Source organism: Pseudomonas sp. 478 (assembly GCF_003254125.1).
Classification (GTDB): Bacteria; Pseudomonadota; Gammaproteobacteria; order Pseudomonadales; family Pseudomonadaceae; genus Aquipseudomonas.
Genome location: NZ_QKZG01000002.1, coordinates 82,954 through 96,603, shown reverse-complemented (window position 1 = coordinate 96,603; position 13,650 = coordinate 82,954). Strand labels below are relative to the sequence as shown.

13 protein-coding genes are annotated in these 13,650 nt (G+C 61.6%); all 13 read right to left on the bottom strand.

Annotation, left to right across the window (positions count from 1 at the left end; translation table 11 throughout):
• Nucleotides 1-200: 200 nt before the first annotated feature.
• Nucleotides 201-950 (bottom strand): AraC family transcriptional regulator, encoded by a 750-nt coding sequence (locus DFS28_RS04015; protein WP_074877194.1) that lies wholly within the window; start codon nucleotides 948-950, stop codon nucleotides 201-203.
• A gap of 74 nt (nucleotides 951-1,024) precedes the next feature.
• Nucleotides 1,025-2,281, bottom strand: coding sequence for an FAD/NAD(P)-binding oxidoreductase (locus DFS28_RS04010; protein ID WP_111448660.1), 1,257 nt, complete (start codon nucleotides 2,279-2,281; stop codon nucleotides 1,025-1,027).
• Entirely contained in the window at nucleotides 2,278-2,514 is a 237-nt protein-coding gene (locus DFS28_RS04005) for a (2Fe-2S)-binding protein (RefSeq protein ID WP_008157207.1), read from the bottom strand. Before DFS28_RS04005 ends, DFS28_RS04010 begins: the two co-directional genes overlap by 4 nt.
• Nucleotides 2,507-3,622 (bottom strand): FAD-binding oxidoreductase, encoded by a 1,116-nt coding sequence (locus DFS28_RS04000; protein ID WP_111448659.1) that lies wholly within the window; start codon nucleotides 3,620-3,622, stop codon nucleotides 2,507-2,509. Before DFS28_RS04000 ends, DFS28_RS04005 begins: the two co-directional genes overlap by 8 nt.
• The gene (locus DFS28_RS03995) at nucleotides 3,619-4,551 is read right to left on the bottom strand and encodes a 4-hydroxyproline epimerase (protein WP_111448658.1); all 933 of its coding nucleotides are present in this window, start codon (nucleotides 4,549-4,551) and stop codon (nucleotides 3,619-3,621) included. The genes DFS28_RS04000 and DFS28_RS03995 overlap by 4 nt, the downstream gene beginning before the upstream one ends.
• A 114-nt stretch (nucleotides 4,552-4,665) precedes the next feature.
• Nucleotides 4,666-5,349, bottom strand: coding sequence for a GntR family transcriptional regulator (locus DFS28_RS03990; protein WP_165933965.1), 684 nt, complete (start codon nucleotides 5,347-5,349; stop codon nucleotides 4,666-4,668).
• 87 nt (nucleotides 5,350-5,436) lie between these two features.
• Nucleotides 5,437-6,927: a M15 family metallopeptidase gene (locus DFS28_RS03985; RefSeq protein ID WP_256596770.1), complete on the bottom strand. Its 1,491-nt coding sequence runs from the start codon at nucleotides 6,925-6,927 to the stop codon at nucleotides 5,437-5,439.
• 34 nt (nucleotides 6,928-6,961) lie between these two features.
• Nucleotides 6,962-7,324, bottom strand: coding sequence for a DUF6463 family protein (locus DFS28_RS03980; protein WP_111448657.1), 363 nt, complete (start codon nucleotides 7,322-7,324; stop codon nucleotides 6,962-6,964).
• A gap of 209 nt (nucleotides 7,325-7,533) precedes the next feature.
• Nucleotides 7,534-7,695 carry a DUF2986 domain-containing protein gene (locus tag DFS28_RS03975; protein WP_111448656.1) on the bottom strand — a complete coding sequence of 54 codons (162 nt, stop codon included), beginning with the start codon at nucleotides 7,693-7,695 and terminating at the stop codon, nucleotides 7,534-7,536.
• 195 nt (nucleotides 7,696-7,890) lie between these two features.
• The gene (locus tag DFS28_RS03970; protein WP_111448655.1) at nucleotides 7,891-9,456 is read right to left on the bottom strand and encodes an amino acid permease; all 1,566 of its coding nucleotides are present in this window, start codon (nucleotides 9,454-9,456) and stop codon (nucleotides 7,891-7,893) included.
• A 155-nt stretch (nucleotides 9,457-9,611) separates the two neighbouring features.
• Nucleotides 9,612-10,772: an iron-containing alcohol dehydrogenase gene (locus DFS28_RS03965; protein ID WP_008157173.1), complete on the bottom strand. Its 1,161-nt coding sequence runs from the start codon at nucleotides 10,770-10,772 to the stop codon at nucleotides 9,612-9,614.
• 3 nt (nucleotides 10,773-10,775) lie between these two features.
• Entirely contained in the window at nucleotides 10,776-12,167 is a 1,392-nt protein-coding gene (locus DFS28_RS03960) for an aldehyde dehydrogenase family protein (RefSeq protein WP_111448654.1), read from the bottom strand.
• 10 nt (nucleotides 12,168-12,177) lie between these two features.
• Entirely contained in the window at nucleotides 12,178-13,551 is a 1,374-nt protein-coding gene (locus DFS28_RS03955; RefSeq protein WP_008157169.1) for a glutamine synthetase family protein, read from the bottom strand.
• Between the last annotated feature and the right edge of the window lie 99 nt (nucleotides 13,552-13,650).

Genomic DNA, 13,650 nt, shown 5'->3' with positions numbered 1-13,650 from the left:
TATACGATATTAGATTAGCAATGAGCGTGCCTGTTTCCGAACTGAGACGAGAATTAATCGCCAAGCCTTGAGCTAAAGGTCTTACAAGATTGTGGGAACAGGGCGTAGGAAAAGAGCGCCTCGGCGGGCCGTATCAGGCGGTGTTACAGAAGGGAGCAGTGGGAACGGCGGGCGCGCCTTAAAGGAACACTCGCCCGGCTTCAGCGACGGCTTTCGCGATACTGACTTGGCGCCAGGCTGGTCAAGGCGCGGAACTGCCGGCTGAACGCGCTGTGGTCGGTGTAACCGCAGCGCAGGGCGATCTCGGTGATGGGCAGGTCGGTGTGCAACAAAAGCCGGGAGCCTTCTTCCAGCCGCGCCTTGTGAATCATCTGCCGTGGGGTGAGCTGGAACACCCGTTTGCAATGGCGCTCCAGTTGCGCCACGGAAAACCCGGCGATTGCGGTCAGTTCGGCGAGGCTGATCGGCCGGGCGAAATGGCTGCGGATATGCGCGTCCACCGCCGCAAGTTTCTGGAATGCCGGATGACTGGACTGTGGCGCTTGCAGGTCGCGGGAAATGCCGGCCAAACCGACGATCTGACCTTGCAGGTCGCGCAACGCGAGTTTGTGGGTCAGGCACCAGACCGGCTGGTTGCCGTAATACAGGTGCAGTTCGAGTTGGTCGGCCAGTTCGCGGCCGGTGGACAGCACCCGTCGATCCTGCTCGGTGTACAGCGGGCCGAAACGCTCGGGAAAGACCATGTCGGCGGTGCGTCCGAGCAGCTCGTCACTGTGTTTGAAGCCGCAGCGCCGGGCCAGGGTCTGGTTGACGAAGGCGTAGCGGGCCTCGCTGTCCTTGATGAAAAACACCACGTCCGACAGGGTGTCGAGCAGCGCCGCGATCGGCTGCAGACTGCTCAGCAGAGTGGGCAGGTCGCAGGGTTTGAAGGTAGTGAGCGAGGCATACATGGCGCTGGGCGTCTGGAGGCAATGCCCCGGATCATAAAGACTCGGCGACGGAGCCGAAAGCCCCGGGCCAGCATTCAGGCGGGCGGGGTGTCGTCCAGGCACAGCAAGGTCTCGATCCGCGCCGGACTGAAGGGCGGGCGTGGCGCCGCAGGTTGCCAGCCGAACAGGTGCTGCAACGCGCCGCCACACACCCGGCCCTGGCAAGCGCCCATGCCGCAGCGACTGGCCAGTTTGGCCTCGCGCCAGTCAGCATGCCCGGCCAGCAAACCGTAAGGCACGTCTTCGCAACGGCACACCAGGGTGTCGGGTTGCGCCAGCGACTTGAGTTGCGGATTGAGGGTGAATGCTTTGTTGAGGGCGTTGGCGAAACCCTGCCAGCGCGCACGACGCGGCCACAATGCTCGGGCCGAATCAAGGTCACCGACGGCGGCGTGGCCAGCGATGGCGCCTTCGACCAACGCCAGTTCACTGCCACCGAAACCGGTGCATTCACCGGCCGCGTAGTGGTCGGCGCGGCGAGTGGTCTGCCAGGCATCGACGGCAATCGCCTGATCCTCAAGTTCGCAGCCCAGAGCCTGGCCGAGTTGGGTATTAGGGATCAGACCAAAGCCACAGGCCAGGCGATCACATTCCAGTTCGATGATTTTCCCTTGCTGTTGCAGGCGCACACCTTCCAGTCGCTCACTGCCCAGAGCGGCCAGTACATAGGTTCCGGTACGGTAATGGCGGTCGAACAACGTGACCGACTGCATCAGCTTGTTGGGCCAGCGTGGCAGTTGCGCGGCGAAACCGCCAACGGCGGCCGCGCAGGCTTGCTCGGCGATGCGCAGTACCCGGGCGCCGTTGTGTTTTGCGGTGGCGGCGCTGGCCAGCAATAACGGTCCGCTGCCGGCAATCACAATGCGTTCGTCCTGCACCGGCAGCCCGCCTTTGATCAATGCCTGGAGGCCACCCGCACCCGTCACGCCGGGCAGCGTCCAGCCGGGGAAGGGCAGCAGTAATTCGCGAGCACCGGTGCACAGAATCAGTTTGTCGTAACCGATCACCCAGCCTCGATCGGCGTCTTCGACCAGCAGTTGTTTCGGCCCGGCGCAGGCGATCACTCGAGTGCCCGAATGACGGCGGATGGTGCTGCACGCCTCCAATCGCTCGCGCATCTGACGCGCCGGGTTCGGCAACTTGGCTTGAGGTCCATCGCGCCAGATTTGTCCGCCCGGCAGCGGGTTGTCATCGAGCAGGACGATGCGCGCACCGCTTGACGCGGCGGCGAGCGCAGCGGCCATGCCGGCGGGACCGGCGCCGATGATCAGCAGGTCGGCGTATTCGCTCATGCTTGAGTCTCCACGTGCATGCCGTCACGGCACAGCGTCTGGCAGGCCAGTCGTCGCCGACCGTCGATGGTCACCCGACATTCCTGGCAAATGCCCATGCCGCACAGCGGTGCGCGACGTTGGCCACTGACCGAGGTGCGCGTGCAGCCGTCGCCGCTCAGCGCCAGTGCAGCGGCGACGCTGGTGCCCTCGGCAACCCGCAGGGCACGTCCGTCCAGCATCAATTCAGGCATAAACGGACTCTCCGAGAAAACGTTGCGGCAGATACGGTTGCGCGGCCAGCGGCGGCGTTTCGTCGAACAGCTGCGCGACCAATAGGTCGGCGGTGCCGGGGGCGGTCGTCACGCCGAGGCCCTCATGACCGACCGCCAGCCATAAGCCTTTGCGTTGCGGATGCTGACCCACCAGCGGCAAGCCGTCGGGGCTGGCAGCGCGAAAACCGGTCCAGGCGCGGATGCCGTTGAGCTGAGCCAGACCCGGCATGTAGTCGGTGGCACGCCGGAGCATTTTCGCCAGCATCCAGCCCTCGACCTGCGGGTCGGTGGTGCCGAATTGTCGTGAAGCGCCGATGAACAATTGCCCGGTCGGTCGAGGTTGGATATTGCATGCCGTCGATGGGCCTGTGGCGTTATGGGCGCTGGTGACGTAACCAAGTTCCACCAGGGTGTGAGTGACTTTGCCGGGGTAGCGGTCGGTGATCAGCAAGTGGCCTTTCTTCGGCTCGATCGGCAATTCCGGGCACAGCTCATTGGTTTGGACGCCGTTGGCCAGAATCACCGCTTCGGCGCTTAGCCAGTGGCCGTTGTCGAGTCGCACGCGGTTGCCGTCGACTTCGCTGACCCGCGCCCGGCGTTGGCTGATGTTCGGTGTGTCGAGCATCCAGTTGGCGGTCGCCGGAGCATAAAGAATGCCGTCGCCATTGATCAGCAGTCCGCCTTCCAGGCCCTCGCGCAGTTCCGGTTCGCGTTGGTGCAAGGCGCTGCTGGAGATCAATTCGCAGGCCACGCCTTGGGCTTGCAAGTTCAGGTATTTGCTGTGGGCGACGACCATTTCTTCGGCATTGGCGGCCAGCCAGAGGGTGCCATTGCACCGGTAGGCGCAGCCGTCGGGCAGGGCCGGCGCCAGTTCGCGCCAGCGTTGCAGGGAATATTGGCTGAGGGCCAGTTCGGCCGGGTTGTCGTCGAGGACCAGCAAGTGGCCCATGCCCGCCGCCGTAGCGCCGGGCAGGCCGGCGTCCAGCACCAGCACGCGCAAGCCGCGTCCCGCCAACGCCTGGGCACAAGCGGCGCCGATGATGCCGGCGCCGATCACGATCACATCGGCCACCCGGCCCTCGTTCACGGACGAATGCCCCAGGCGAACGGGTCGTCCTGCTCGATGATCAGGCTGGCTTCGGCGCTGATAAAGGCGCGGCCGCGAATGGTCGGCACAATGCGCTCGCCCTGAATTTCGTAGGAACCCTCGAACTCGCTGCCGATGACACTGGCCTGACGCCAGATCTGTCCCGGCTGCAATTTGTCGTCGGCCGCCAGGCAAGCCAGTTTTGCGCTGGTGCCGGTGCCACAGGGCGAGCGGTCGTAAGCCTTGCCGGGGCAGAGGACGAAGTTGCGGCTATCGGCCTGCACGTCATCGGCGAACAGTTCGACATGGTCGATCAAGCCGCCGTCTTCGCCGCGAATACCCTGAGCTTCCAGTGCTTGCTGCACGGCGAAGGTGTAGGCGGTCAGTGCATCGAGGTTATCGCCGGCAATGCGCAAGCCATGCTCGGCAATCAGGAAAAACCAGTTACCACCCCAGGCAACATCGCCGGTCACTTGACCGATCCCCGGCACCTGCAGCGACAGCGCTTTGCGGTAACGGTAGGCCGGCACATTGCGCACGCTGACCGAATGGTCTTCGTGCAGCGTCGCCTGCACCGTGCCCACCGGGGTTTCGATGCTGTGCACCCCAGGGCCGATCTTGCCCAGATGCGCCAGCGAGGCCACCAGCCCGATGGTGCCGTGGCCGCACATGCCGAGGTAACCGCTGTTGTTGAAGAAAATCACGCCGGCACAGGCGCTCGGGTCCACCGGCTCACAGAGCAGGGCGCCGACCAGCACATCGCTGCCCCGTGGTTCCAGCACGCAAGCGGCGCGCCATTGATCATGCTGTTCGGCCAGCCGCTGCCGACGCTCGGCCATGCTGCCATTGCCCAGGTCAGGAAAACCGGCGGTCACCAGGCGGGTCGGTTCGCCGCCGGTGTGGGAGTCGATCACGGTGATGCGTTTCATGGGATGGCCACGTCCGTTCAGATGAGTGAACGAAAGAGTGGCCTGTGCGAGGGCTTGCCGGCTTGATGGTTTTATCCAGTGCCGATGACGAAATCGGCACAGTGCGGCGAGCGGTTAGTGGTGGTGGGGCAGGTGCTCGAACAGGGTCTTGCAGACCCCGGCAATGTGCTCGTCGAGCAACTTCACCGCCAGGTCCACGTCACCGGCGCGACAGGCCGCAAGGATTTCCCGGTGTTCGTGATCGGCGCGTTCCTTGCCGGCCGACAGGCTCATCTGCATGCGCAGGTAGCGCTCCAGCTTGTCGTTGACCGAGCGGATCAGGCCGACCAGAAACGGTCGTTGCGCCGGCTCGTAGAGGCAAGCGTGCAGTTCCCAGTTGAGCTCGGCCCAGCGGCCCACATCATCTTCGCCGATGAACTCCTGGCAGATGCGTTCGGCACGGGCGAAGGTGTCTTCGGTCATGTTCGGAATGGCCAGGCGCAGCACCTTGTCTTCGAGCAGCATGCGCACTTCGAACATCTGCGCCAGTTCTGCATCGGAAACCCGGGTGACCATCGCCCCGCGATTACGCTGGAACATTACCAGGCCTTCGGCCTCCAGGCGCTTGAGGGCTTCGCGCACCGGAATCTTGCTGACGTTGAACTGACGGGCGATGTCGTCCTGGCGGATCGGCTCGTCCTCGGCAAAATGCCCGGCGACGATGGCGTCACGCAGATGACGGGTGATGATTTCCGACGTCGAAGGCGAATTGCCAAGGTCGGGAGCGTTGAGTTTTGTCAGGGCCACGGTCGTGATCATCAGGATTGAATTGCAGATAGGGTATACGAATTTGCACTGGGTGGTCTTCGGCGATGGTCAGGACCTCCCGCCACCGTCTGCCAGCCATCAACGTTCGGGAAGGTTCCAGCTTTCGCGGATTTGTTCGTATTGCGCCTCAGGCATTTGAACGAGCAGAGGGGACTGGCGAGGATCCAGCCAATTGAACAAGCGAGAAATATCCGCTGGGTCCATGGCGGTGCAGCCCAGCGTCGGCGAGGCGGGGCCGCGCCAGATGTGGAAGAAAATGCACGAGCCCGAGGCGGGGGACGCCGGCGTATTGTGCTCGATGAAAATGCCTTTTCGATACATGTCGTCATCGCGACGCATACGTTCGGAGCTGTTCCAGTCTTTTGAAACAGTCGCTCCATCGACCAGCTCGTTATAGCGTGCGGAGTGGCTGTCATCCACGCATTCGATGGTTGGGGTGAGTGCCAGGTAAGGCAGTCTGGTGTCGGCCGTGCTGTCGTAGCCAAACGCCGTTCCCAGTTTGAACACCCCGGCAGGTGCTTTTCCATCGCCTTCATGTTTGAGCGGGCCTTCGCGTTGCTCAACACTGCTCAGACCCTTGCCCCACGCCAGCCCGCTCTTGCCGACCACTACCGGAAACGATCCTTCGTATTTACGAAAGGTGTTGCCCTGCCGTTCATAACGCTGGGCCGTGCCCTGGATGTCAGTCCAGTTTTTTGTGGTGACCACAATCAGCTGATTGGCGGTGTCGAGAACATCGCGTGCACCCAGCGGCGTGATGGGGAAGTCCATGACGTTCTTCGGCGAACCTTCCCCGCTGTAGGTGAAGTGCCACCATTCCTTCGAGTACCCGGTAAACCCTTCTTTCTCCATGGCCCTGCTGAGCTTCTGGCGATTTTCTTTGGCGGCAGCGCTGATCGTCGGGTTGTCGGTATGCGCGCGCTCATCGAAGCAATCGAACCCCGTGCCCATGTCGAGCGCGCCGTCGCGCCAACGCTGGCCATAGGCGGCCGTGCAATCGACTTGCCCGGCTGAAGGCGTCCAGGTCTCGGCGGGCAGGGCATCCGGGCCGGTCAATGTCAGGTCCACGGTTGAGCCTTTGGAGTGGTTCGACACCCGGGCCACGTAACCCAGGCGCCAGAAGTCCTGCTTGTCCACACGTGGATAGAACTCGGCCTTGCGCGGGTCACCCGGCTCCGACGCAAAACGCCCCATATCGGCAACGGCACGGTTGGGTCGATAACAGTCAAACACCTTCAAACCGTAGCCCTGCGCCCGCAAGGCCGTTTGTACCCGAGCGAGGGCCTTGGCGGCGTCCAGCGATAACAGACACTGTGGCGCGGCGTAACCGTCGAGTGGGTGCCCGGTGAAGTTGTGAGCGCTGGCATAGCGAATGTCTTGCTCGATGCCCGGATCAATCGTACGCAGATACACCATGCTCTCGGGTCGTGTCTCTGCACCGGCGATGCCGGGCACGACAATGCTCAGGCACAGGATCCATCGCCGCCAGTGCCGCGTGAGCAGGCTGCGCGAACGCAGCGAAAACAGTGTCGAGGAGGGCAGAGGCAGGAGGGTGCAGAGACGGGGCATGCGAGACTCCAAAGAGGCCGATTCTCAAGCTGAATCAGGCGTACAAACCATACCCTGCCGCAATGATCAGCGGAGAAACCAGCAGCGTTGCCCAGAACCCCGATCTTGGAACAGCAATGACGCAAATGATCGAGATCATCAACACATAGAGGCCAACCATTTTAAGTAGCGCGAGATCGCCAACGGCTACGGCGTGAATCGCTGTCTGCCCTGCGAGCATAAAAAGCGGCCCCAGCATGGTAAACCAGAGGGCAGTGCGCCGATCTTCGTGCGCTCTGAATTGGTCAACGAAGCCAGAGTCTACAGCGGCGGCGAATGCTGTTTTGAACTTGATAATACCGAATGGAATATGGAAGACGCCCAAGGCGAACAGGGTCCATGCGACGATGTTTGACATGTCTTATATGCTCCGTAACGGTAAGGCTGGATAAGTGCCTGACGTTTGGTTAAGGGAGCGCGGCACGGTCCCGGTTTTATCGCGTAACGTCCAGCAACCGAAGAGAGCGATGTTGAGCGCATTGTCAGGCTGCGTCCTCACGGTGCGAGCCATAGGAATACCTGGCCCAAACAGATGTGTAAATTGCGCTGGTGTTTAAGGTAAATAGATCAGCTCTCCGGGGAAATGATCGAGTCTAGACCAGGTTCAGCCGCGAGCTTCAATCGGTCAGCTTTACTAATGTATTTAGACTTGTTGGCCGGTGCCAATTTGGCACTGGCCTTTTTTGCGTGAGCCTTTAATAACTGCTGTATTTTTTTACGACGATTCATGTTTTCTGCTCGGCTGGTAAGTTCTTCAATGATGGCAGAGGTTGGCGCACGAAGCCTAGGGAGTGAGAGAGGACTTCACTGCGTTAAAAGATCGCAGCCTAAGGCTGCGATCTTTTGGGGCCGCTGCGCAGCCAGCGGGAGCAAGCTCCCTCGCCACAGTTTGCTCAGCTCCCAGTTCGTTCATGACTGCGGCAATCAGCTCCCGGCCCGTTTATTCAACGCCTCTTCCGCCGCCGCAATTTCAGCCTGACGCTTGATAATCATGTCGCCAATCGGCGGCCCCTGAAAACGTCGGGCTTCAAAACCGAACCAGACGATGGCCGTCAGCACCAGAAAGCCGATGGTGATGTACAACGCCCAATCGTTCGGTGGCTGGATGCCGATGACGAAAATGATCACCATCGAGAGGATCGAGAGGATAGCGAACACGGAGTACCAGAAGCGTCCCATGTTCCACGGCCCCATGGTCGGCCACTTCGACGTGCCGTAGGTAAACAGGCCCAGCACGATGGGAATGATGAAGGAGAAGAACAGGAAGATCACCGTGCAGGACACCACGATGGTATAGACCGGCGTTGCGCCGACCGATATCACCGACGATCCCCAGTCGAACAATACCGCCAGGGTGGCACCGGTCCAGATCGCCGCCACCGGGCTGCGATAGGTCGGCGACACCGAGGCCAGTGCTTTCGAGCAGGGCAGGCCGCCGTCACGGGAAAACGCGAAGATCATGCGTGAAACCGAGGTCACGGTTGCCAACCCGCAGAGGAACTGCGAGATGAAAATCGCCACGTACAGCGCGAGCTTCACGGTTGGGTTGACCTGCGTGTTCATGGCCCAGAAAAATACGTTCCAGCCTTGCTTCGCCGCCTCATCCATGTTCGGCAGCATCAGCACAAACGAGCAGAGCATGACCCAGCCGAACAGCAGCGACCAGACCACCGACGTGACCATGCCACGCGGCACGGACATGGCTGCCTGTCGAGTCTCTTCGGAGGTGTGCGCAGAGGCGTCATAACCCGTGATGGTATAGATCGGCAGCAGCAGGCCGAGCATGAAAACCCAGCCGTTCGACACCTGTGGCCAGACGCTGCCGCCAGCCTCGCCGGAATAGTTGCTGAAGGTCCATAACCGGGCGAACTCATAACTGGGCGCGGAGATCAGGCAGACGATGGTCAGCGCGAGCGCCGTGGCGAAGATCAGATACCCCGAGAAGTCGGTGAGTTTCGCGGTCAGGCCGATACCCAGGTGGTTACACAAGGCCTGGATACCGGTCAGGATCGCCAGGAAAATCACCCGGGTCGTGGTGGTGTCTTCCATTCCCAGGGACGGTCCGAAGGCGCCGAAAAAGAAATAATAAGTACCGACGTTGATTGCGCCGAGCACGGTGACCAGCCCCAGCAGGTTGAACCACGCGGTCAGCCAGCCGGTGAAGCGATTACCGAGAATCGAACCCCAATGATAGAGGCCGCCAGCGGTGGGGTAAGCCGAGGAAATTTGCGCCATGGCCATGGCGAAAACCCCGGAGATCAGGCAACCGATCGGCCAGCCGATGCCGATTGACGCACCGCCCGCCCCCGAGGTGCCCTGGGCGAGTGAGTTGATGCCACCCGAGAGGATGCAGATGATCGAAAAGGAAATGGCAAAGTTGGAGAAAACGCCCATGCGTCGCGAGAGTTCCTGGGCGTAGCCCATGCTGTGCAGCACCTTGACGTCATCGTCTTGCGGCGCGCTCGTGCCGGGCTGGCTTGTTGGCTTCATATTGTGTGCCCCTTCAGGTTTTGATACGCATCCATCCGGGTTTACGTTGCCGGACGGGCTGGCCTTCAACCCCTTGTCGTACTGCTCCTGTTGCTAACGGATAAACCCCGTCCATGCTGCGCGTTCGCACCTTGGCCATGGACAGTCAACTGCTCCTACAAACGGCCGTGGTACGCCGCTTCGAAAATTTCTGCCGCGCCATTTCGGGTCAATGGCAGCGGGTTGCCGCCGGCGCAAGGGTCGACAATCGCCATGTCCGCGATCAGGTCGGCCTGCCGGTCATCCACCCCCAGCTCAACCAGCGTATGGGGCACGCCGATGTCCTTGCGCAACTTGAGGACGAAGGCCAGAAAACTGTCGAAGCCGGGCGAGGGCAGACGCAAATAAGCGGCGAGGCGGGTGATGCGTTCCTCGATGGCCGGGCGATTGAATTTCAGGACATAGGGCATGAACGTGGCGTTCGTCATGCCGTGATGGGTGTCGTACAGGGCGCCCACCGGATGTGAGAGGGCGTGCATCCCGCCCAGCCCTTTCTGGAAAGCGGTAGCGCCCATCGCGGCAGCCGCGAGCATTTCCGCTCGCGCCTCCAGGTCCGAGGGGGTGTGTACGGCTCGCACCAGGGCATTGGCGACCAGGCGCATGCCTTCCACCGCAATCCCTTCGGCCATGGGGTGAAAGCCGGGAGCGCAATACGATTCCAGACAATGCGCAAACGCATCCATGCCGGTGCCCGCAGTGACCTTGGCCGGCATGCCGACGGTGAGGGCCGGGTCGCTGATGACCACGCGCGGCATCATCTTCGGGTGGAAGATGATGCGTTTGGTGTGCGTACGCTCATCGATGATCACCGCGGCACGACCCACTTCGGAGCCGGTACCCGCTGTGGTCGGCACCGCAATGATCGGGGCGATGCTGCCTTCGTCGGCACGGGTCCAGTAGTCGCCGATGTCTTCGAAATCCCACACCGGTCGGGTCTGGCCGCTCATGAAGGCGATGAGTTTGCCCATGTCCAGGCCACTGCCCCCGCCGAAGGCGACCACGCCATCGTGTTTGCCGGCGCGCCAGGCGTCGAGCCCGCCCGCCAGATTGGCTTCGACCGGATTGGGTTTAAGGTCGCAAAACAGCGCGACGCCAAGGCCGGCGGCGCGCAAGGCGTCCAGCGCTGAAAGGGTGATCGGGGCACGCGCCAGGCCACTGTCGGTGACCAGCAACGGTCGCTGGATTCCTTGGCTGCGGCAGATCTCGGCAAGCTCGGCGATGCGGCCGACACCGAAGCGGATGCTTGTGGGGTAGTTCCAGTTCGCGGTCAGGCTCATGGCTCAGATCTCGTGGCGCAAATGGAAGGATTTCGCGCGGGTCAGGTGTTCATAACCCAGGCGCGACAGCGTGACGCCGCGTCCGCTGTTCTTCACCCCGGTCCAGGCCAGGGCCGGGTCCAGGTAATCGCAGCGGTTCATGAACACGGTGCCGGTGTCGATCTCGTTGCCCAGGTGTTCGGCGGCGGCAAGGTCTTGCGTCCAGATGGACGCGCTGAGCCCGAACTCACTGTCGTTCATCAAGGCAATGGCTTCGTCGTCGCAGGCCACCGGCATGATGCCGACCACGGGACCAAAGCTTTCCTCGCGCATCACCGACATTTGATGGGTGACGTCGACTAATACTTGCGGCGCGAGGTAGGCGCTGCCCGGTGCGTCGGCGGGAAAGGTCTTCGGATCAATCAGCGCCTTGGCGCCCTTTGACAGTGCTTCGGCGATCTGACCCCGAACGAATTCAGCGGCTCCCGGATTCACCAGCGGGCCGAGGGTGGTGGCTTCGTCCAGTGGGTTGCCCAGCACGTATTGGTGGGTCAGCGCGACGAAGCGCTCGACAAACGCCGGGTAGATTTTTTCATCGACATAGATCCGTTCGACCGCGCAGCAGCTTTGTCCGGAGTTGAAGTAGCTGCCATCCACCAGGTTTTCCACTGCGTGTTCGAGGTTGGCGTCTGCGCGGACATAGGCCGGGTCTTTGCCGCCGAGTTCCAGGCCTACGCCGAGGAAACTTCCGACGGCAGCCTGTTCCATGGATTTACCGGCTTCGACCGAGCCGGTGAAGTTCACTTGCTGCACGCGTCCAGAGGCAATGATCGCTCCGGTATAAACATGACTCAGCAGCAGGTTCTGGAACAGTCCTTCGGGCAGATGGGCGCGGCGAAACGCTTCGGCGAACCGTTCACCCACCAGCAATGTTTGCGACGCGTGTTTGAGGATGACACTGTTGCCGGCCATCAGCGCCGGGATAATCGTATTCACCGCTGTCAGGTAGGGATAATTCCAAGGGGCGACGGCCAACACCGTACCCAACGGTTCGCGTTTGATATAGCGTCGAAAACCGGCAACAGGCGTGGGTTCAATCGCTGCCAAGGCTTCAGGCGCAATGGCGATCATATGCCGGGCACGCTCTTCGAAACCGCGCAGTTCGCCAGCACCAAAGCGCACCGGACGGCCCATTTGCCAGGCCAGTTCCGGCACAATGTCGGCCTTCATGGCCAGCATCGCGTCTACCGCGGCACTACAGAAGGCGGCGCGTTCGCTCAGTGGCCGGCGTTTCCATTGCGCCTGGGCAGCTTCGGCCGCCGCCAGCGCCTGGTCGATTTGCGCCGCATCGGCGCAGCGGCGTTCGGCATAGACCCGGCCATCGACCGGTGAGATGAGTTGAATGGTTGAAGTCATGATGGCGATCTCAATAGCGTTCAAACCCGCGCTGCAGTTCCCAGTCGGTGATCCGCCGGTCGTACTCTTTCTGCTCCCATTCGGCGGTGTGCACGTAGTGGTCGATCACTTCATCGCCGAACGCTTCGCGCAACATGGTTGAGCCCTGGAGTGCGGCGCAGGCTTCGCGCAGGGTCTTCGATACTTCAGGCAAGTGTTCGTCGACGTAGGCATCACCCTCGAAGGGCGGCGCGAGGCTGAGCTTCTCGTCGATACCGGCCAGTCCCGCAGCGATCAAGGCGGCGAAGGCCAGATAGGGGTTGAGGTCGGCCCCGCCAATGCGACATTCGATGCGGATGGATTTGCTGCCTTCTGCGCACAAACGAAAGCCCGCGGTGCGATTGTCCCGACTCCACACCGCCCGGGTCGGGGCAAAGGTGCCGGCCTGAAAGCGCTTGTAGGAATTGATGTAGGGCGCGAGAAAACAGGTGATGTCGTTGGCGTACTTGAGCTGCCCGGCCACCCAGGAGCGCATCAGTTTCGACATGCCGAACTCCGCCTTGGCGTCGAAGAACAAAGGCTTTTTACCGTTCTTGTCCCACAGCGAATTGTGGATGTGGCTGCTGGAACCGGCGGCGTCATAACGCCACTTGGCCATGAACGTGATCGCCTTGCCCTGCAGTTGCGCGATCTCTTTGCAGGCGTGCTTGATGATGACGTGGTGGTCGGCCATGGTCAGCGCGTCGGCGTAACGGATGTTGATCTCTTCCTGACCCGGCCCCCATTCACCCTTGGAATTTTCGACGGGAATGCCGCTGGCCTGCAGATGTTTTCGAATCGCCCGCAGCACCGGCTCTTCGCGGGTGGTCTGCAAGATGTTGTAGTCCTCGATGTAATGACCGGCCGTCTTCGGCTTGTGGTAGTTGCGCTCGTGGATGGCCTCGTAGCTCTCGTCGAACAGATAGAACTCCAGTTCCGAGGCGAACATGCCGGTGTAACCGCGCTCGCGCAGTCGCTCGACCTGCTTTTTCAGAATCGCCCGGGGGCTGTGCGGCAGGTCGCGCCGATGGTGATGATCGAGTACATCGCAGAGCACCAGCGCCGTGCACTCGAGCCAGGGCACCCGTCGCAACGTGGCCATGTCGGGTTTGAGCACAAAGTCGCCATAGCCTTTGCTCCAGCTGGCTGCGGCGTAACCCGGCACCGGCTCCATGTCGATGTCGTCGGCCAGCAGGTAATTGCAGCAATGGGTTTCTTCATGGCCGCTGTCGATGAAAAACTCGACCTGGAATCGTTTGCCGACCAGTCGGCCTTGCATGTCGACCATGCAGACCAGCACGGTATCGATCTCGCCGGACGCGGCGGCACGCTTGAGTTGATCAAAACTGAGGAGGGGCTCGGTCATCACGTAGTCCTGCGTGAATTGTTTGGGCCTGTCTGAAATAGCTGTTGCAGACGCTCTCCAGAACCAACCAAAACCTGCAGACGCGAGCATCGTGTGCAA

Coding starts and splice junctions, on each gene's coding strand:
- DFS28_RS04015 (WP_074877194.1), bottom strand. CDS start 950: ATGTATGCCTCGCTCACTACCTTCAAACCCTGCGACCTGCCCACTCTG.
- DFS28_RS03960 (WP_111448654.1), bottom strand. CDS start 12,167: ATGACTTCAACCATTCAACTCATCTCACCGGTCGATGGCCGGGTCTAT.
- DFS28_RS03980 (WP_111448657.1), bottom strand. CDS start 7,324: ATGTCAAACATCGTCGCATGGACCCTGTTCGCCTTGGGCGTCTTCCAT.
- DFS28_RS03975 (WP_111448656.1), bottom strand. CDS start 7,695: ATGAATCGTCGTAAAAAAATACAGCAGTTATTAAAGGCTCACGCAAAA.
- DFS28_RS03965 (WP_008157173.1), bottom strand. CDS start 10,772: ATGAGCCTGACCGCGAACTGGAACTACCCCACAAGCATCCGCTTCGGT.
- DFS28_RS03995 (WP_111448658.1), bottom strand. CDS start 4,551: ATGAAACGCATCACCGTGATCGACTCCCACACCGGCGGCGAACCGACC.
- DFS28_RS03970 (WP_111448655.1), bottom strand. CDS start 9,456: ATGAAGCCAACAAGCCAGCCCGGCACGAGCGCGCCGCAAGACGATGAC.
- DFS28_RS03985 (WP_256596770.1), bottom strand. CDS start 6,927: ATGCCCCGTCTCTGCACCCTCCTGCCTCTGCCCTCCTCGACACTGTTT.
- DFS28_RS04005 (WP_008157207.1), bottom strand. CDS start 2,514: ATGCCTGAATTGATGCTGGACGGACGTGCCCTGCGGGTTGCCGAGGGC.
- DFS28_RS03990 (WP_165933965.1), bottom strand. CDS start 5,349: ATGATCACGACCGTGGCCCTGACAAAACTCAACGCTCCCGACCTTGGC.
- DFS28_RS04010 (WP_111448660.1), bottom strand. CDS start 2,281: ATGAGCGAATACGCCGACCTGCTGATCATCGGCGCCGGTCCCGCCGGC.
- DFS28_RS03955 (WP_008157169.1), bottom strand. CDS start 13,551: ATGACCGAGCCCCTCCTCAGTTTTGATCAACTCAAGCGTGCCGCCGCG.